At 69.9% G+C, this 19,821-nt stretch carries 10 protein-coding genes and 1 pseudogene; 6 read left to right on the forward strand and 5 right to left on the reverse strand.

Going from position 1 to position 19,821, the window contains the following annotated elements:
* The 5 genes from pglX to I003_RS0127475 form a co-directional block, all read left to right on the forward strand.
* A partial coding sequence (pglX, locus tag I003_RS33435) for a BREX-2 system adenine-specific DNA-methyltransferase PglX (RefSeq protein WP_037721898.1) occupies positions 1-1,226 on the forward strand: 1,226 nt, incomplete at its 5' end.
* Positions 1,227-1,265: 39 nt separating this feature from the next.
* On the forward strand, positions 1,266-5,261 hold the full coding sequence (gene pglY, locus I003_RS0127460) for a BREX-2 system ATPase PglY (protein ID WP_027774430.1): 3,996 nt from the start codon (positions 1,266-1,268) through the stop codon (positions 5,259-5,261).
* A 3-nt stretch (positions 5,262-5,264) separates the two neighbouring features.
* On the forward strand, positions 5,265-8,129 hold the full coding sequence (pglZ, locus tag I003_RS0127465; protein ID WP_027774431.1) for a BREX-2 system phosphatase PglZ: 2,865 nt from the start codon (positions 5,265-5,267) through the stop codon (positions 8,127-8,129).
* 76 nt (positions 8,130-8,205) lie between these two features.
* On the forward strand, positions 8,206-9,546 hold the full coding sequence (brxD, locus tag I003_RS0127470) for a BREX system ATP-binding protein BrxD (RefSeq protein WP_027774432.1): 1,341 nt from the start codon (positions 8,206-8,208) through the stop codon (positions 9,544-9,546).
* Positions 9,546-11,690 (forward strand): DEAD/DEAH box helicase, encoded by a 2,145-nt coding sequence (locus I003_RS0127475; protein WP_027774433.1) that lies wholly within the window; start codon positions 9,546-9,548, stop codon positions 11,688-11,690. The genes brxD and I003_RS0127475 overlap by 1 nt, the downstream gene beginning before the upstream one ends.
* A 538-nt stretch (positions 11,691-12,228) precedes the next feature.
* On the opposite strand, the gene I003_RS0127480 is transcribed toward I003_RS0127475, so the two are convergent.
* From I003_RS0127480 to I003_RS0127500, 5 genes are all read right to left on the reverse strand, one after another.
* Complete coding sequence (locus tag I003_RS0127480) at positions 12,229-12,708, reverse strand: ASCH domain-containing protein (RefSeq protein WP_106966352.1); 480 nt, start codon at positions 12,706-12,708, stop codon at positions 12,229-12,231.
* Positions 12,705-14,774: a GNAT family N-acetyltransferase gene (locus I003_RS0127485; RefSeq protein WP_027774435.1), complete on the reverse strand. Its 2,070-nt coding sequence runs from the start codon at positions 14,772-14,774 to the stop codon at positions 12,705-12,707. The genes I003_RS0127480 and I003_RS0127485 overlap by 4 nt, the downstream gene beginning before the upstream one ends.
* Positions 14,775-15,309: 535 nt before the next feature.
* Positions 15,310-16,962, reverse strand: coding sequence for a serine/threonine-protein kinase (locus I003_RS37105; RefSeq protein ID WP_051368546.1), 1,653 nt, complete (start codon positions 16,960-16,962; stop codon positions 15,310-15,312).
* Positions 16,963-17,230: 268 nt separating this feature from the next.
* A complete protein-coding gene (locus I003_RS0127495; protein ID WP_027774436.1) occupies positions 17,231-18,421 on the reverse strand; it encodes an acyltransferase family protein in 1,191 nt (396 codons plus the stop codon).
* Between the two features lie 41 nt (positions 18,422-18,462).
* The gene (locus tag I003_RS0127500; RefSeq protein ID WP_027774437.1) at positions 18,463-19,113 is read right to left on the reverse strand and encodes a TetR/AcrR family transcriptional regulator; all 651 of its coding nucleotides are present in this window, start codon (positions 19,111-19,113) and stop codon (positions 18,463-18,465) included.
* Between the two features lie 302 nt (positions 19,114-19,415).
* On the opposite strand from I003_RS0127500, the pseudogene I003_RS0127505 reads away from it, so the two are divergent.
* Positions 19,416-19,821 (forward strand): annotated as a pseudogene (locus I003_RS0127505) (hypothetical protein); the annotation flags it as partial.

The following is a 19,821-nucleotide window of genomic DNA, read 5'->3' on the forward strand; positions in this document are numbered from 1 at the left end:
CCCCCTCCATTCTGAACACCCCCGACTCCCCCACCCCCACCGCCGTCTCCCTCCGCGAAGCCAAGGCGAAGTGGCACTCCATCCGTGCCCGGATGATTGCGCTCCAGGAGGAACTCGACTGGCAGGTCTACGCCCTCTACAACCTCCACGCCGAAGACCTCCGCGCCCCCGAGACCGATATCCCCGAACTTGCGCTCGGCGAGCGCGCCTTTGAGATCGTCCTCGCTCGCCGCGTCGAGCGCGGCGAAGCCTCCGACGAGTGGTTCAAGCGGCACGGCTCCACCCCCCTCACCGACATCCCCGATCACTGGCCCGATGCCTACAAGGCCACGGTCCAGAAGCGCATCGACGCCATCGCGTCGTCCCGCGCCATCGGCATGGTCGAGCGGCCCGAGTACAAGCGCCGCTGGGCCACCGAAGGCTGGGACGTCCTCCAGCACCGTGCCCTCCGTGCCTGGCTGCTCGACCGGATCGAAGCCCGCGAACTCTGGTACGACGACACCAGCCAGCCCGTCGTCCGTACCCTCGGCCAGCTCACCGACGCTCTCTCCCGCGACGAGGACTTCGTCTCCGTCGCCGCCCTCTACGAGCCCCACCGTGCCCTCGCCGACGTCGTCTCCGGGCTCATGGCCGACGAGCACGTCCCCTACCTCGCTGCTCTCCGCTACAAGCCCACCGGTCTGCGCAAGCGCGCCGACTGGGAGTACGTGTGGGAGCGGCAGCGCGAGGAGGACGCCGCGCCGGACGAGCCGCAGAAGCGGAAGATCCGGGACTCCATCCCCGTACCGCCGAAGTACACCTCCGCCGACTTTCGCAGGCCCTCCTACTGGCGGGCCCGCGGCAAGCTCGACGTTCCCAAGGAACGGTTCGTCTCCTATCCGACGGCCGAGGCGCCCAACCAGCCAACCACCTTCGGCTGGGCCGGCTGGGACCACCGTGAGCAGGCGCAGGCGCTCACCGTGTATCTCACCGACCGCGCTAACAACCACGCCGCCACCACCGAAGAACTCACCCCGCTCCTCGCTGGTGTGCTCGAACTGGAGCCGTGGCTGCACCAGTGGCACCACGACTACGACGCCACCTACGGCGGCTCCCCCGCGGATTTCTTCACCGGCTACCGGGCGCAGATATCCGGCGAGCGCGGGCTGACCGAGGACGACCTGCGTGCCTGGCAGCCCCCGGCCGCCACCCGTGGCCGCCGTGCCACCACCAAGAAGACCAACTGAGCCGAAATCCCGAGCAGAGCAGAGGACAGGTAACCCGACGTGACTCCGGCCCCGCCTCCCGCCGCAGCCGGCCAGCCGCCCCTGCTGCGCGACGTCATCGACATCAAACCGTCGATCTCCACCTCCGACTTTGTTTTGAAGCTCGCCGAGGCGGTGGCCGACGACGGCGTTGCCGCCGCGCTCGCCGACTACGTCGTCACCGAGCGGCTGCTCGACAACTTCGATCAGGCCCTCGGCCTGATCAAGGCCGCCCTGGACGGGCAGACGTCGAAAGCGGCCTACCTGCATGGCTCGTTCGGTTCCGGCAAGTCGCACTTCATGGCCGTGCTGCACGCCCTGCTCGGCGGAAAACCCGCCGCCCGCTCGCGGGGTGAGTTCGACGCGATACTGGCCAAGCACAGCGGATGGCTCGACGGCGAGGACGGCACAGGCACCGGCGCAAGCGCAGGCGCAGGCACCAACCGGAAGAAGTTCCTGCTCGTCCCGTACCACATGCTCGGCGCCAAGTCGCTGGAGCAGCGCATCCTCGGCGGCTACGTCAGCCACGTCAAGAAGCTCCACCCCGACGCCGACACGCCGCAGGTCTACCGCACCGACGCGCTCTTCGAAGACGTCCGGCGGCTGCGCGCCAAGATCGGTGACGAGCGGTTCATCGCCGGTCTTGAGGACAGCGGCGAAAGCGGCGGCGACGACGAGTGGGGTGACTCCTTCGCCTGGACGTCTGCACACCTCGACACGGCCATCGCCGCCGAGCAGCTCGACGGCGACGAGGAGAATCTCGGCCTCGTCAACCCCACCGCCCCCGCGGAGCTGCGTGCCAAGCTCGTGCACGATGCGATCCAGGGCTGGTTCCCGGGGTTCACGCAGAATGCGCAGGAGGATGAGCACGGCTTCATATCCCTTGACGCAGGGCTCGCCGTCATCGCCGCGCACGCCAAGTCCCTCAATTACGCCGGGCTGATTCTCTTCATGGATGAGCTGATTCTCTGGCTTGCCAACCGCATCCACGACCAGAAGTTCGTCTCCCGCGAAGCCGACAAGATCACGAACTTTGTGGAGGGCGCCGACTCCCGTCGCGCCATCCCCATCGTGTCGTTCATAGCCCGCCAGCGCGATCTACGTGAACTGGTCGGCGAGGAGCTATCGGGCGCGGGTGAGACCGCCATCCAGGACAGCCTCAAGTTGGCCTCCGGGCGCTTCGACCAGATCACCCTGGAGGACCGCAACCTCCCAGAGATCGCGCATGCCCGGCTGCTGAAGCCGAAGCCAGGCCAGGAGGAAACACTCGCCGAGGCATTCGCCAAGGCCAAGCGGGTCGTCGGGCCGCAGGTGTGGGACGTGCTACTCGGGTCTGACGAGGGAGTGACCGGTGCGGACGAGTCGGCGTTCCGGCTTACGTACCCGTTCTCGCCAGCTTTCATGGACACCTTGGTCAGCATCTCCTCCGCTCTTCAGCGGTCCCGTACCGGTCTGAAGCTGATGGGCCAACTGCTCGCCGATCACCGGGACGACGCCCGGCTGGAGGATCTGATCCCGCTCGGTGACCTGTATCAGGTGATCGCTGACGGTGGTGACGAGCCGTTCGTGGAGAAGCTGAAGGCCGAGTTCAAGGAGGCCGACAAGCTCTACAAGACCAAGCTGCGCCCGTTCCTGCTCACCGACCACCAGGTCACCGAGGAGGAGGTCGAGCAGTATCTGCACCGTCCGGGCTCGATCACCGATCCGGTCCGGCGCGGGCACTGCAAAGACTTCGTCGGCGACAACCGGCTGATCTGCACCCTCCTGCTGTCCGCCCTCGCGCCGACCGTCCCCGCCCTCCAGGACCTGACGATCCGCCGGCTGTACGCCCTCAACCACGGCTCGGTCACCTCGCCCATCCCGGGTGCAGAGGTCGGCATGCTGAAGAACAAGGTCGACAACTGGGCGTCGCACTTCGCCGAGATCAAGGCCACTGGAAGCGACGCCAATCCCGGTGTGCGTCTCGAACTCGCCGGCGTCGACGTCGACTCCGTCATCGCCAACGCCAACGTCAACAACAACCCCGGCAACCGCCGCGCCCTCCTGAAGCAGTTGTTGTGGGAGGAGATCGGCGCCGACGCCCTCGGCAGCATGAGCGGCGACAGCCTGCCGCTTCTCTGGCGCGGCTCGAACCGCACCCTGGAGGTCGTCTCCGGGAACATCGCGGACCGCGACGACCTTCCCGACCACGAGTTCAACCCGGTGGAGCAGAGCGCCTGGCGCTTGGTCGTCGACCTGCCCTTCGACGAGGGCGAGTACGGACCGGTCGATGACGCCAACCGCATCCGCGACCTCAAGGCCCTGCCGGGGGAACGGCCGCAGACCGTGGCGTGGATTCCCGCACATCTGTCGACCGGCCGCTACCAGGACTTCCAGCGCCTGGTCACCATCAACTATGCGCTCGCCGACGAGCAGCGCTTCACCACCCAGTACGCCTCGCACCTCAACCCCGACAACCGGGCCAGCGCCAAGGGCATGCTGGAAAGTCAGCGGGAGGCGCTGGTCAAGACGGTGAAGGACGCGCTGAAGCAGGCGTACGGTCTCGCGGCGAAGAAGCCCGCCGACGTCGTACTCGGCTATGACGACCACTTCATCGCCCTGCCGGACGTCCCCGATCTCACGCCCAGGATCGGTGCTTCGCTGCACGACGGCATCCGGGACGTGGCCGGCAAGCTGCTCGCCCACCAGTACCCGGCCCACCCGGACTTCGACCCGGAGGGCAACGGTTCCCTCGTGCGTCCGGCGGACGCCAGGGCCGTCTTCGCGCATGTGCGTGAGGCCGTGGACAAGGGCGAGGGCGGCATCGAGATCCCCGCGAAGGACCGGCCGCTGATGCGCCGTCTGGCAGCTCCGCTGCTGCTCGGCACGCAGAAGGAGGCGTACTTCCAACTGTCGCGCCACTGGCCGGAGCACTTCAACCGGCAGGCCCGCGCCGAGGGCGTCACCGGCGACCTGACCGTCGTCCGGCTCACTGACTGGCTCGACGTGCCGCGGAGGATGGGCCTGGATGTCTTCCTCGCCAACCTCGTCATCGCCTCGTACGCGGAGATGGACGACCGAGTCTGGGTGCGCTCCGGCTCGCTCCTGGAGCCGCAGCCAGAGGCCCACACCGTCAAGGCCGACTACGCGCTGCGTCAACAGCCGGCACCGGACGACGCGGACTGGGACAGGGCCCGTGCCCGTTTCGAGGAGATCTTCGGAGAGAAGCCGCCGACGCTGAAGCGCAGCCGGCTCGTCGGCCAGTTCGCCCGGCAGATCGTGTCCGCAGCCCGGCGTCTTCAGCCGCACGCCGCCGACCTGGTACGGGAGCTGGAGAAGCGCTCCCCACTGCTCGGCCTCGACGCGGGCGACGGCGGCGCGGCGGCTGGGCGACTGGCCCTGGCCCGCCGCTCGCTGGCCCTGCTCGACACGTTGCTCGTGGCGCAGCAGAGCGCTCCCGGAGGAGACAAGCAGGTAGTCACGGCCCTGGCGGGCTTCGATCTCGGCCCCGACTCCGGACGGCGGTACGGGGCCTCCATCGTGCAGGCGGAGGCGGTGGCGAAGGCGCTGGTGAGCGCCCAGTGGCCGATGCTGGAGCTGGCCGGAACGATGGGGGCCGAAGGCGCGGCGATCCTCGAGTCGCTGCGTGGCGCCGCCCGCGCGGACCAGCTAACCCTGAGCCTGCCGGAGGCCCTCGGGACTGCGAACCGCGACGTCATCGAGTTGGTGAAACGGCGCGAGCAGGCGGCAGCCGCCAGCCGGGCCCAAGCGCCGAAGGCTCCGGCCGCCCCAGCGGCCCCTGCCGGTCCAGGGGCGGTGGACCTGAGCACGTCCACCAGCCAGCCGCCCGTGCCAGAAACACCGGCACCACGGCAGCCGCAGACGACGGCGGGCACCACCCCGCGAGCCGGGCGCCGTTCGGGCGGCGGTACCACGACGGCCGCGCGTGCGGTCGCGGAGCTGCGTGCTGAACTGGCCGCGCTTGCGGAGTCGGAACCAGACGCCGCTATCGAGATCACCTGGCGGGTCGTGGAGTAGCGCATGAGTTCAACGATCGATACCGGCACGAGCGCGGTGCGGCTGACCGCCGCCGCCATCACCCAGTACTTGGCCTCCCGGCGCTACCTGCACGCCGGCAAGCGGCAGGTGGTGCTGCTGCGGGCCGCCCCGGTCTGGGACGGCGCCCCGGAACTCACCTGGGGGCCGGCCGGGTGCACGGCGCATGTGGCCGCCGCGCCGTCACCGCTCGCCGCGTACGAGTTGGTGCTCGGCCATCTCAACGCTGCCGCCCCTGAGTCTGACGTGCTCGTCATCCTGACGGACCGGGAAGAGTCCGAACTCGGGGGGGACCTGCTGGCGAAGGTGTACGGGCGCCGCGTCGGCGTCGTCGACTCCTGGGACGTGGTACGGGAAGCTTTCGGTGCGACGGTGGTCGATTCCCGCCTGTTCGCCGAGAACTGGGCGGCGGAGTCCCTGCTCGACGCCACCCCGCCGGGTCGCTGGCCGCAACTGGCCGGCGGCGCACTGTCGCGCGGCCACGCCCTGACCTCCCTTGCCCTGCGGAGGCTTGGCACCGGACCGTACGACCCGGACGCCACGCCCCCGGCAACCGGCGGGCAGGCGTCAGCGAACGGCGTGCTCGACGCGAACACCCTGCTGCGCTGGTCACTCGCCCCCGGCGGGCCTGAACGCTTCCTGGCGCTGCGTACGGCCGAACGGGCCGGTCTTGCGGGCTACCTGGCCGAGCCCGGCCAGGCGGGCATGCCCGGCAGGGCACTGCTCGCGCTCGTCGACGCGGAACACGGTGAGGACGCAGTGGCGTTCGGACTGGTCTGCGGGGCACTGTGGCTACGCGATGCCGAACGAGCGGCCGAGGAGCAGGAGGTGTACCGCGCGCGTGGCCGCGCCGAGCGGTACTTCGGCGAGCGGCCACCGGTCGAGGGCGCCGAGTTCGACGCGCTGGCCAGGGCGTTCGGGCATGCCTGCGAGGAGTTCGTGGCCGCGCTGCTGCTGGCGGCGCGCACCGGCCCGGCAGGACAACGTGGGGAAGCACAGCGCCTGTCGTCCTACGTGCTCACCAGGGCGGGGGCGCTGGTGAGGCAGTTCGGTGCCGAGAGCGCGGCGGGTACCTCGCCCGTGCTGGAGGCGGGTCTTCAGGCCCGGTTCGGGGCGGTGGGGCGGGCGCTGGCCGCTCGCAGCGCCGACGACATCGCCGACGCAGTTGGGGCGCTGGACGACCACTGCCTAGCAGACGACCCCGACGCCGCGACCCGGATCGGGCGGGCGAGGATGGCCCAGCGGCTGGTGCGCTGGCTGGCCGGCGCGCACGCGCCGGACTTTGACGCCGAGTCTGCGACGGTAGCCCAGTGGCTCGGGCACCAGGTGGCCGACACGGGCTGGGCAGACCGGGCGCTGGAGCACGTCGAGGCCGGCGGTGATCCGGAGCCGGCGTTGAGGTCCGCGTACGACGCGCTGTGCGCGGATGTACGGGCACGCCGACGCGAACTCGACCGGCGATTCGCACACGCGCTGGCCACGTGGACGGCAGCGGGCACGCCGCCACGGTCGCTGCTCACCGTCGAGACCTTCCTGGACCGGGTCATCGCCCCCGTGGCGAAGGATGGCACGCGGCGGGTGCTGCTGCTGGTGCTGGACGGCATGAGCGCCGCCATTGCTGCCGAGTTGGCGGAGGAACTGGGCCGCGAGTGGGCCGAGTACGATCCGCTTCCCGGGTTGAAGGACGCCGCCGGCAGGCGGGCGATGGCTGCCGCGCTGCCCACCGTCACGGCGGTGTCGCGCACGTCGCTGTTCGCCGGGAAGCTGATGAAGGGCACGCAGCGCGAGGAGAAGGCGCTGTTCCCCGGGCACCGGTTCTGGAACGGGCAGCCGGCGCGCGTCTTCCACAAGGACGACCTTCGCGCCACTGACGGCGGGGCCATCTTCGGGGAAGAACTCAGCGCGGCACTGGAGGACGACCGCACCCATGTGGCTGTAGTCCTCAACATCATCGACGACCGGCTGGCCAACGAGATCAAGCACGGCGACGCCACCTGGCGCACCCGCGACATCGGTGCGCTGCGCGAGCTGCTGCAGGCTGCCGCGGCGCAGGGCCGGGCGGTCGTCATCACCAGCGACCACGGGCACGTCGTGGATCGGCACGGAGTGAAGCTGCCGGCCGAGGACCCCCGATCCGCGCGACACCGCGCGCCCGGCGGGGATCTCGGCGAGACCGAGGTGGCTCTCCACGGGCCGCGGGTCGTCTCGCCGGAGACCGACAGCTCTATCGTCGCCGTATGGGACAACGACTCCCGCTACACCGCGATGAAGGCCGGCTACCACGGGGGGGCGGCACTCGCCGAGGTGGCTATTCCGGTGCTGGCCTTCCTGCCGTTCCGCGCCGAGCCGCCGAAGGGCTGGCGGGAGCTGGGCGACACCCGGCCGGCGTGGTGGTCGGACACTCCGGCAGCCGAGCGCCGTCCGCCGGCGGCGGGTGCGCCGGTGAAGAAGGCCCCGGTCAGGAAGGCGAGGGCCCAGGCCGAACTCGAAGCCGCGCACCACTCCCTCTTCGACGTCGGCGACATCGCCCCCACGGCCCCGGACGACGACCTGGTGACCGGCATCATCGCCTCCGAGACCTTCCAGGCCCAGTTGGCACTGCTGGCGCGCAAGCCGGATTTGGCCAAGGTGGAGAAGGCGGTACGGGTGCTGCTCGACGCCGGTGGCACCCTGCCCGTGACGGCGTTGGCGCAGCGCATCGGGGAACGCCCGACGCGCGCGGACGGATTCGCGGCAATCCTGCGTCAGCTGCTGAACTACGACAGCGTGCAGGTGCTGCAGACGCTCCCCGACGGTCGCACCCTGCGCCTCGACAAGCAGCTGCTGCGGCTGCAGTTCCCGGTCGCATGACCCCGCCCCGCGCCTTGCGGCGGCGGGAACGTCGGCGATCTGGCGAACCGCGGTCGCCGAGAAGGAGACGTGAGCCGTGAGCACCGACCGCCTTCCCGCCGACACCCCGGTCAGTGCCGCCCGCCGCCGCGCCGTGATCGATGCGCTGCGCCGCGGTGCCGTACCCGAGAGCGGCCTGGACCTACTGGCCACCGGCCTCGACGGATTCATTGCGGCACTCGACGACGAACTGGCATCGGTCGCCGCCGGCGGCTCCGTCTTCAAGGCCGTCCGCGGCGAGTACGGCTCCGGCAAGACATTCTTCACCCGGTGGCTGGGCGAGCGGGCCAAGCGCCGCAACTTCGCCGTCGCCGAGATCCAGATCTCCGAGACCGAGACGCCGCTGCACAAACTGGAGACCGTGTACCGCCGTCTCACGGAGCGACTGTGCACCGCCAGTTTCCCGCCGAGCGCGCTGCGGCCGGTCGTGGATGCCTGGTTCTACGCACTGGAGGAGGACGCGCTGTCCCCCGACACCGCCGAGGACGACCTTCCGGCCGAGGTGGAGAAGCTGCTGTTCGCCCGGCTGGGTGAAGTCTCCCGGCACGCCCCGGCGTTCGCCACCGCGCTGCGCGGCTACCGCAACGCCGTGCTGTCCGGCGACGAGCCGACCGCCGCCGCCCTGCTCGCCTGGCTCGGAGGACAGCCGCACGTCGCCGCTGCCGCCCGCCGTGGCGCCGGCGTGCGGGGGGACCTGGACCACTTCGGGGCCTTCGGGTTCCTGCAGGGGCTGCTCACCGTGCTGCGAGACTGCGGGCATCCGGGGCTGCTCGTCGTACTCGACGAAGTGGAAACCCTCCAGCGGGTGCGCGCCGACGCCCGGGACAAGGCGCTCAACGCCTTGCGGCAGCTCATCGACGAGGTGCACTCCGGCCGCTTCCCCGGCCTCTACCTGGTGATCACCGGCACCCCGGCCTTCTACGAGGGGCAGCAGGGCGCGCAGCGGCTGGCCCCACTGGCCCAGCGGCTGGCCACCGACTTCACCACGGACCCACGATTCGACAATCCACGCGCCGTGCAGTTGCGTCTCCCGGGATTCACTCTTGAGTCGCTCACCGGGCTCGGGGTGAGGATCCGTGACTTGTACGCCGCTGGCGCGCAGGCCCCGGAACGGGTCAACGCGCTCGCGGACGACCCGTACGTCGGCGACCTGGCGCAGGCGGTCGGAGGGGCGCTGGGCGGCCGGGTCGGGGTGGCGCCCCGGCTGTTCCTGAAGAAGTTCGTCGGGGACGTACTCGATCGCATCGATCAGTTCGAGGACTTCGACCCCCGCCGCCACTACCGGCTGACGGTCGGCAGCAGTGAACTCACCGATACCGAGCGAAACTTCGCTTCCTCAGAGCAAGGGTCGGCAGACGACGTCGACCTGGAGCTGTGATGCCGGACACGGCTCACCCGCCCACGCAGCCCGACCCGCTCGACCGCCTTGACCCGGTGGTCCTCCACCACATCGTCAACTCCCTCGGATGGCCGGATCTGCGCCCCTTGCAGCGTGCCGCGATCGTCCCCGTCATGGACGGCCAGGACGCCGTTCTGCTCGCGCCGACCGCCGGCGGCAAGACCGAGGCCGCGGCCTTCCCGCTGCTGTCGGCGATGGCCCAGCAGCGCTGGAGCGGGACCGCGGTCCTCTATCTGTGCCCTCTGAAGGCACTGCTCAACAACCTTCTTCCGCGGCTGGACGCCTACGCCGGCTGGCTCGGCCGGCGAGCAGCCCTCTGGCACGGCGACACCCCCCAGGCTGAACGCAGGCGGATCCGGACCGATCCGCCGGACATCCTGCTGACGACGCCCGAGTCGTTGGAATCCATGCTGATCAGCGTCAAGACGGATCACGCACACCTCCTGGGCCAGGTGCGTGCGGTGGTCGTCGACGAGGTGCACGCCTTCGCGGGCGACGACCGGGGCTGGCACCTGTTGGCAGTCCTGGAGCGCCTGCAACGGGTGACCGGTCGACCCATCCAGCGCATCGGACTCTCCGCGACCGTGGGCAATCCGGAGCACCTGCTGACCTGGCTGCAGGGGTCGGGCGCCGGCCACCGCGGCGGCCAGGTGGTGGCCCCTGGCCTTGCGCCAACAACGCCTGCCTCGCTACCCGCCGGCGAGGTGGAACTGGACTACGTCGGATCTCTCGACAACGCCGCCAAACTCATCGCGACCCTGCACCGGGGCGAAAAGCGGCTGGTGTTCTGTGACTCGCGTGAGCAGGTGGAACGCCTCGGCGCTGCCCTGCGCAGCCGCGAGGTCACCGTCTTCCTCTCCCACGCCTCGCTCTCCACAGACGAGCGGGCCCGTTCGGAGCAGGCATTCGCCGAGGCCCGCGACTGCGTGATCGTCTCCACCTCGACCCTTGAGCTAGGAATCGATGTCGGCGACCTGGACCGCGTCATCCAGATCGACTCGCCCGCCTCCGTGGCCTCCTTCCTCCAACGCATCGGCCGCACGGGACGGCGCCCCGGTACCGTACGCAACTGCCTATTCCTGGCCACCCGCCCGGAAACGCTGGTACAGGGCGCGGCGCTCCTGCTGCTGTGGAACCGCGGGTGGGTGGAGGAGGTGGCCGCGCCGCCTCAGCCGCGGCACCTGGTCGCGCAGCAACTGCTCGCCGTTACGCTGCAGCAGCACAATCTGGGCAGCAACCTGTGGGCGGAGCAGTGGAACGCCCTGGCGCCCTTCGACCGTTCGGCGAGCCCGATCGTGAAGCACCTGCGCGACGAGGGATACCTGGACGAGGACAACGGCATGTTGTTCATCGGCCAGGAGGCCGAAAAGCGCTTCGGGCGGCGGCACTTTATCGAGCTGACCGGCTCTTTCCTGGCCCCGCCGCAGTTCTCGGTGGTGTCCGGGCGAACAGAGATCGGCAAGACAGACCCCGCCGTGCTGCTGGAACAACGACCCGGCCCGCGGCGGCTGCTCCTCGGCGGCCGTAGCTGGCAGGTGACCTTCATCGACTGGGGGCGCCGCCGCGCGTTCGTGGAGCCGGCGGACGGCGGCGGAATCGCCAAATGGATGAGCGGCGGAGTGGCCGGACTCTCCTTCGCGCTGACCCGCGCTATGAGGGAGGTCATGCTCGGCGCCGACCCGCGAGTCTCGCTGACCCGCCGAGCCGTAGCCTGCTTGCACCGGCACCGGGATGAGCGGGCTCCGGGCATGGTGCACCCGGCGGGCAACCTGATCACCCGGGTGGGACCGGACGTACGCTGGTGGACCTGGGCGGGTTATCGGGCCAACGCAACGCTGGCGGCCACGCTCCAGTCCGTCGCTGACCCCGTCCAGCGGCCGACGGACTGTTACGTACGGCTACGGGAGGACCTGACACCACAGCTGTGGGGAGCGGCCCTCACCTCGTGCGATAGCCGCGCGGTGTTGCCGGACGTGGATCCACGGGCCGTCCGCGGCCTCAAGTTCTCAGCGGCACTGCCCGAGCGCCTCGCGGTCGCGACCGTCGCCGCTCGGCTGGCTGACCTCGACGGCGCTCTGGCGGTGCTGTCCGAGCCGACCAGATACGAAGCCGGAAGCGGCTGAGCTGCTTCGCGACCACCATGTCGGCGGAGCCTGCCTGGTCATCATTTGGGGCGGACCAGGGCACGGCGGCCCGTCGCCCCGGGCGCGGGCCGGTGCTGCATCACCCCCTGAGCTGCCTAAAGGGGTGCTGACGAGCGTCGGCTCAACCCGCAACTCCTTCTCTCGGACTGGTCGTCGTGGCGCGAGCGCGGAGTACGGCGAGCGCGGGTGCAGGTTCCAACGAACGCCGAGTGCTGCTCGCTGTGCCTCGGTCGGACGAAGCGCTGATGCGGATCTGGCGCCGCGAGCAGGAACGCGCGCACGCGGCCTACGCGAATCCGCCTCGCCCGGTTCCGCCAAGGCTCGTCCCGAGGCAGCCAGGCGTGGACGCCGTACGTGGCACGCAATGAGGCTGGTGAAGAGAGCAGCGGCAGGGGCCGACCTCCCAGCCTCATCAGACACTCACTGGCGAGCCCAGAGGTCTCGCTCGACGACTGGAAGAAATGCACCACGACTGCTCCCCAGAACCGGTCGAAGCCCTGCCTCGGGCTGACGAGGATCACGCGGGCACGAGGTCTCCCAGCGCATCGCGCAGTGCGGCCGCCACATCGGGCCCGACATCGGTCATCAGACGCAGATCATCCCGCTTGAGGTAGCGGTAACTCTGCGGGGGATGAAAAGCCCCCGCCGTGCGCAGAGCGTCAAGCGGAACAGGGGTCTCGAAAGAGACTGGATCCTGCAACGTAAGGCCGCTGGCCTGCGTTGCCCCACTCATGTACAAGTCGTACTCACTGCGGTTGATTCCGGTCTGGGAGCGGTGCGCCGACCAGACCTCGCGAGGAGAGGCGACGCGAATCGAGGCGATGCGGGCCGCGCCCACCAGGGCCATGGTGGGCGCAGTCGCGTAGAGCAGCACGGGCGTTCCGGGAGGCGCTGCGACGCGCTGGCGGCGGACCTCCACCGTCTTGCTGCCGTCCAAAATCGCGGTGGCGAAGCGCGGGTGGACGGACAGCAACATCGCGCGTTCCGGATCGTTCACGTCGTTCGGTGCCCCTCTTGATAGACCGCCTGGAACAGCTCGCTGCTGATCTTCGTCAGCGAGATCAGCAAGTTCGACGACCAAGGTAGTCCGAGCCCTTCAGCCAGGGAGGCCAATCGCCGCAGCGTCACCGGCCTGGAGAAGATCTCGGTGTCAGAGAACCTCAGCGCCATGGTCTGACCTGTATTGCCTGCGGCCTCGACCACGTCAGCCCGACCATATACGCCCAGGTGTTCGAATTTCGAGAGCAGGGCGGCCGGTGCGTCGATGACGACCTCATCCAGACGAGAACTGGCCACCACCATCTGCCCTTCGGCACCGATGCCACCACCGCTGACGTACCAGAGCAACCGCGCGGGAACACTCTCGCCGCGATGGCCCGACGCCCGATAGTAGACGTGCTCCCGGCTGATACCGAGCGCCTCGCCACGCGGTAACAGCATGGCAGGCACGTTGAACAACTCGGTCGACCAACGTGGTTTGATCGGCACGAGGAATGACGGCAGTTCCGAGTCAACGATCTTAGCCGGCCACCAGGCTCGTTCGACCACGGCGGCCACCTCAGCAGGCATCCCGGCATGGAGCACGGCATCCTGCGCCGCCGGCTCTCGCCCGAGACCACGGGCAGCAGCCTCGACTTCAGCAGCCGAGCCACACACATCGACCACCAAAGCTACGAGGCTCCCCTCCCGTTCGAAGAAGCCATCATCGCCTGAGGCTGACCGTGCAGCTGCTGACGGATGAGGATCCGTGATCCGTATGGTCTCCGCCCCATAGCTCCTCCCAAGTCGCTTGAGCAGGAAAAGAATTTGGCGCGCCAGGCTCTCTTCGAGGTGATGAGTCGAGGTACGCAGGACGGGGACGAGCAGCGTTCGCCCGTCCAGGGCCCAAACGTAGAGGGCGACCGGGTTGCCTTCCCCGTCCCGAAGCAGCTCCCGCCGCCACGCAACCGCGTCGCTCCCCAGGGAGCGCAGACGATCGGCAAAGGACGACCCACCGTCCGGCCCGTCCTGCTCGAAGAACGCCACCAACTCCCCTTCCGCGCCGGGTGCCACCTCTCCCACTCGGAACTCGGTTCCCAGGAGGTCAGCTGGGCGATACAACTGCGCCTGGCGCAGTTCGTCGACGTGCAAGGTGACCGTGGAAGGAGCAACGACGCGCACTCTGGCGACTTCCCAGGCCACATCCGCCAGGCGAGCCAACAGAGGGTCTCGGGTCGCCAGTACCTGCAGGCCCGCGCACGACGTCTCGGCGATGTACCGCACACCCCGTCGCAGGGCTGCGACGTCCCCTTGAATCTCCGGCATCATCTCGGCCGCGGCCCGCTGCAGCTCATCACTTCGCCGGGTCACAGCATCGGCGCCAGGGGCGAGCTGCCGCAAACTGCTCAGAGCAGCTCGCTGGTGATGCCGCTCGGCGGCATCGGTGATGTCCCGTATCTGATGGACGAGTTGGGGTGTGTAGGCAAGCTCGACAAGGTCCGTCATCCAGCCCGCCTCCAAGGCGCGGGACTCCTCCGCCCCCTCCTCACCGGCGGGCCCGCTCAGGTCGGCGAAGACTTGTTGGTCGATCGTCACCACCAGCAGGGCGTTGCTCTCCACGCTCGAGAACAAGTCCGGGTGTCCGAAGTCCAGCCACCACCCGTCGAGGAACTCCCCGTCGCTCCCCCGCCCACGAGCTTCGCCCTGGGGCACGAACCCCAGGCTTCGCCACATACCGCTGAGGCCGTAATCCCTGCGGCACTTGGCCCTTACCCCGAGCCGCTGCGGGTGCCGACGTCTGATCGTCTCCACAAGCGTCCGAGCGATGCCCTTGCTGCGGTGCTCCGTCGCTACGCAGAGATGCGCCAGCCGAATGTACGGATTCCTCTTCGGCAGGCCGAAGAGGGCGTATCCAACGACCTCCTCGTCCTCGACAGCGACCAGGAGCCCTCCCTCATCGGCCATCGCGCGATACGCAGGAGGCGTCATCAGGCCGAGCGTCCTGGTGTACCGATTGCCCAGCGCCACAGCCTTTTCGATCAGGTGGTCCTGCGCCGAGGACACAGGAAGGACCTTCACCGCCATTTCACCCCTCCGAACGGGACGGCCGTCTGCCGCGCACTGCTCCCCTGTAGTGAGAGGGAAAGCTGATCCCAGGTGGAGGCGATACTCAAGGGGGCACGAGGGGCGCACAGTGCCGCACGCATATGCACCGGCAACCGGATGTGAACGCTCTGGCGCTTTCCGATCCGTTCCCCGCGAGTCCGAGCGTGGGAGCAATTTGGGAGATGATCTTCCCTCCAAGCCCCAGCGGGAACGCCCCAGACCACCTCACCCCAAGCCTCTGACCAGCACAGACACTCATCGCCCCCGGTCAAGATCACACCTGAACCTCATTCGGGACGAAGAGGTCGTGGGTTCAATCCCGCCACCCCGACAGTAAAGCACCAGGTCAGGGGCTCGATCCATTTGATGTATCGGGCCTCTGAGTGGTTTCGGGACACCGTTCGGGAGAGTTCTTGGCCGGCTCCCGGCAGGGGTGGTCTCCGGCGTCGCGGGCGCAGCGCCGCGGGTGGCGGGGCGTGGCTCAGCGCTTCGGCGGTGGGCGGCAGTTGGGCGGTCAGGCCGGGTTCTCCACGGTGGCGGCGAGGAACTTGATGATCTTCTCGGCGCCGGTGCGGGTGGTCTTCCTGTCGTTCTCTTCGGGGTCGTCGCCGCGGGAACGCATGTAGATGATCTTGATGAAGAGATTGCTGTCCCGGAAGGCGGCGCTGGTGGAGTTGAAGCTGTGGAAGACGTCGCCGCCGACGGTTTTGTCGACGCTCTCCTTGTCCACGCGGATGACGGCCTCGTCCCCGATCTCGCCGGGCATTCCCAGGCTGACGTACGCTTCCCCGCCCAGGGATTTCAATCCCTTCTCCTCTTCCATGTGCGCCCGTGCCTTGCCGGTGGCGCCGAATCGGTAGGCGTAGACGACCACGTGGCCGTCGACCGGTACCGACGCGAGTTCGTCCGTGTCCCACTCGCACCGGCGGTAGCCGGCCTTGTCGCTGAACTCACCGGGACGCGGCTGCTCCACCAGCCCGCCCAGCAGCGCGTCCTTCGACAGTGCGCCGCAGACGTCCGGGATGGTCGTGAAGCCGACGGGCGGCCGGGTGGATCCCTGTGATGCGCTCCGGTCCTCGTCGCCGTGGCTGTCGGCGTCGTCGGCGAGGAGGAGTGCCGCGCCGGCGGTCACGGCGGCGGTCAGGACAAGCGCCGGAACGGCGACTCGTGCCTTCCGGTAGGCGCGGCGGGGCGTCGCCGGTGGCGCGTCGGGGGCGGAGACCTCGCTCGCCTGCCGGGTGGGGTCCACGGGAGGGAGTGGAGCCGTGGTGCCGGGCCTCGCGCGGGGCCGGGTGCGGTTGTCCCCCGGGCCGGCGGGGTCCACCGCCCCGTCGAGCCGGCGCAGTGCCTCGGCCACGTCGGCGGCGTTGCCGTACCGCTGGTCGGGCTCCTTGCGCAGCAGCGTCAGCACCAGGTCGTCCCAGGCGGCCGGGACCGAGGGGGCGAGTGTGCTGGGGGCGGGTGGTTCGCGGGTGAGGTGGGCGGAGAGGTAGCCGACCGCGTCGGGGGCGTCGAAGGGGAGCCGCCCGGTGATCAGCTCGAAGAGCAGGCAGCCGAGTGTGTACAGATCACTTCGTGGCTCCGCGTGGCCACGGGCCTGTTCGGGCGCCATGTACGAGGGCGTGCCCACGATGTAGCCGGTCCGGGTGAGCCGGTCGGAGGTGGCGTACGGATCGGCGGCCCGGGCGACACCGAAGTCGAGGACCTTCGCGACGCCGGAGGGGGTGATGAGGACGTTGGAGGGTTTGATGTCGCGGTGCATGACGCCCATGCCGTGGGCTTCGGCGAGTGCGTCACCTATCTGGGCACCCCAGCGGGCGGCGTCCGGGAGTCCCACGGGCCCGCGGCGCAGCGTCGCGTCCAGGCCCTCGCCCCGGACCAGTTCCATCACCAGGAACGGGATTCTGGACTCGTCGTCGCCGGCCTCGCCGAGGTCGTGAATGGTGACGATGTTGGGGTGTTGCAGGCGGGCGGTGAGGCGTGCCTCGCGCAGGAATCTGGCGCGTGCCTCGTCGCCGCGGCTTCCGCCGCCGCTGAGCAGGGAGACGACCTTGACGGCGACAGGCCGGTCCAGCGTCTCGTCCCTCGCCTCCCACACCTGGCCCATGCCGCCTTCACCGAGCTGCCGCAGCAGCCGGTAGCGCCCGTTGAAGAGCTGGTCCCGCACTGTCGCCTCTCCCCCCGTCGCGCAGCCCCGCGCCCCGCCCGCCGTCCGGCCTCTGCCACCCGTTGCCGGCACGGCGTGACGACGATCATGGCGCAAAGGCGCTCCCGCCGGACCCCGTAGCCGAAAATCCCCGGGTGAGACCTCCGGGTTCGCACGTGATCTCCCGTGTCCCGACCGGTCAGTCTGGTGGTCTCGCCGGCCGGCCATCAAGCCCGTGCTGAGGTGATCGATGGGCCGGTCCGGGTCCGTCGTGGCGGAGCGCCGGGTTTCACAGCACCCTGCGGAAGCCGGGGAGCCTTCGTATGCGGTCGGCCAGCGGGAAGCTGATCAGGAGGGCGAGTGCGGCCACCAGGCCGAAGGACAGGGGCGCTTGGAGGCCGCTGCCGCTGAGGGCGAGTTGCAGGGCGACGACGACGGGGACGTGGACGATGTAGACGGTGTACGAGGCAGCGGACGCCGCCCGGGACAGGCGGTTGGCGGCCGTCAGCCGCTCCCGGAAGAGGACGAGGAGTCCGGTGATCAGGGCCGTGCACAGTGCGCTTTCGTAGGCGGACCAGAGCAGCGAAGGGCCGTTCGCGCCGCCGGGGCCGAAGAAGCCGGCGTCGGAGCCGACGGCGAACAGCACCGCCGTCAGCGCGGCTCCGATGCCCAGCCAGATCCAGCCCACCCGGGCCGGGAGCCGGTTGAGCCAGTCCTGGCGGAACGCGACCGTGCCCAGGGCGAAGAACGTGGCGTACTGCGCCACCCGGGCCGGCTCGACCTGGATGAAGTCCAGGAAGGGGATCCACTCGTCGAGGGGGTAGTGCAGCCGGATCGCGAACGTCGCGGCGGTCACCGCGACGGTGAGCAGAATCAGGGCCCCGTGGCCGGGTGTCCGGGCCGCGGCCGGCCGGGCGCCGGTGCGGGAACGGTGCCGGTGCAGCAGCCGGGCGGCCTGCCGGCACAGCAGGTAGAGCACGCTGTAGGCCAGCAGGTTCTGGATGAACCACAGGTGCCCGAACTGCAGGTCCGGCCAGGACGGGCCGCTCCAGTCGGCGGGTTCCTCGCCGAGGCCCAGGTAGACGTCGGTGAAGTAGCGGGGGAACGAGATCGCGGGGTAGTCGCGGTAGCGGACGTAGTACGCGTACATCAGACCCGGGACGAGGGTCAGCGCGCCGACGGCCACGGGGATACCCAGCCGTTTGAGCCGCCCCGTGAGGAACGGCCTACCGCCGCGGCGGTCGTAGGAGGCCGGCACGAAGTAGGCGGAGATGAAGAAGAACAGGCTCATGAAGAACGCGCCGTCGAACGCGGACAGGGTGCCCAGCACGCTGGTGCGCGGCTGGTCCTCCACGTACCACCAGTCTGCGGGGCCGTACGCCTGAGCCGCGTGGTGGACGACGACCAGGGTGATCAGCGCGATGCGGAGGTTGTCCAGCCAGTCCAGGCGCCGGGCCGGCGAGGGAGTCAAGGTTTTCATGTGTTGAGGATGCTCAACACATGTACACCTCCGCGATGGTGCTAGCCCCCCTCCTGCCCCCCGAGTGCCCGTTCCGGGTGCGCGAGCAGGCCCCGGGCGAGCAGCCGCTGATTGGCGGCGCTCCGTGCCGCCAGCACCTCGGGGGCGAACATCGGACGGTCGAGGTTGGGCTGCATCACGGGCTCCAGCAGCAGCGGGCCCAGGATCAGGCACAGCATCTGGAACGGCGCCCACTCCTCGTCCACGCCGTCCGCGAGCCCCCCGGCCCGGTCGCTCAGCAACTCCAGCTCCGCGCCCGCGCCCCGCAGCAGCCGGCCGAACAGCCCGGCGCTCGCCTCGCCGTCCTCGGCGAGCGCGTGCCGCAGATAGCCCCGCAGCACCGGGTCCGCGCCGAACAGCCGCGCCGACACCTCGCCGAGCGAGACCATCAACGCCTGCGGCCCGGGCTCTCCCGGCGCCGGTTCCAGTTCGCTCAGCGCCGTACGGATCCGCTCCAGCACATCCGCGTCCACCGCAGCACGCAGCCCTTCCCGGGAGCCGAAGTGCCGGGTCACCAGGGCGGGCGACAGCCCCGCCCGCGCCGCCACGGCCCGCGTGGACGTCGCCTCGAACCCGCGCTCTGCGAACAGCTCCAACGCCGCCCGCCGCAGCCGCGCCCGCCCGGTCAGATCCCCCTGCGCCACACCGTCCATGCCCCCGCACACTACGGGGCGGCCACGGCACAAGGGATCACGGAATCCCTGCCCTGGTGCCGACACGTCCCGCGGGCGTACGGACCGCATGCCCGAGCGGCGTCGCGGCGTTCGGCGGTGGCCGGGGAGAACGCGCCGGGCGGGCGTACCGGTCAGTCCCCCTCGCCCTCCTCACCTTCGAAGAAGTTCCCCAACCCTCGTCCATGACGTCGACCGCCGCTGACGGCGGCATCGACCGCCTCCGCGGACCGCGGCGTCTAGGGTGGCGGGGCACGTCGGGGCCGGTGGCGGAGAGGGGTCGGATGGCGGAGGCGGGGGAGGGCTGGGTACGGGTTCCGGTGGGCGAAGAGGCCCGGCGGTGGGCCTCCCGGGGGCGATGCCGGCGAGTGCTGTTCGTCGTGCACAACGTGACGTCGGCGACCCGGCTGCTGGACGTGATGCCACTGTTCGACGACGACCTGCGGATACAGATGCTGGCGACGTGCACGGGCTCGTCGCCGTTCCAGGGCGGGGTCGGCGAGCTGCTGGCCGCCGTGGGGGTGCCGGTGCTGCCGTGGGAGCAGGCGGTCCGTACGCCCGTCGACCTGGCCGTCTCCGCAAGCCTGGGTGGCCATATCGGCGCATTGCAGGGTAAGTTGGCAGTTTTGTCACATGGCGTTGGATATACTAAGAGGCTCAGGTCGCCGGTCGCCGGTCGCCGGTCGCCGG

Source organism: Streptomyces sp. CNQ329 (assembly GCF_000482585.1).

What these genes read in the sequence shown, in the direction of transcription:
- I003_RS0127485 (WP_027774435.1), bottom strand. Translation starts at nt 14,774, where the DNA reads ATGGCGGTGAAGGTCCTTCCTGTGTCCTCGGCGCAGGACCACCTGATC.
- pglZ (WP_027774431.1), top strand. Translation starts at nt 5,265, where the DNA reads ATGAGTTCAACGATCGATACCGGCACGAGCGCGGTGCGGCTGACCGCC.
- I003_RS0127500 (WP_027774437.1), bottom strand. Translation starts at nt 19,113, where the DNA reads ATGGACGGTGTGGCGCAGGGGGATCTGACCGGGCGGGCGCGGCTGCGG.
- I003_RS0127475 (WP_027774433.1), top strand. Translation starts at nt 9,546, where the DNA reads ATGCCGGACACGGCTCACCCGCCCACGCAGCCCGACCCGCTCGACCGC.
- I003_RS0127495 (WP_027774436.1), bottom strand. Translation starts at nt 18,421, where the DNA reads ATGAAAACCTTGACTCCCTCGCCGGCCCGGCGCCTGGACTGGCTGGAC.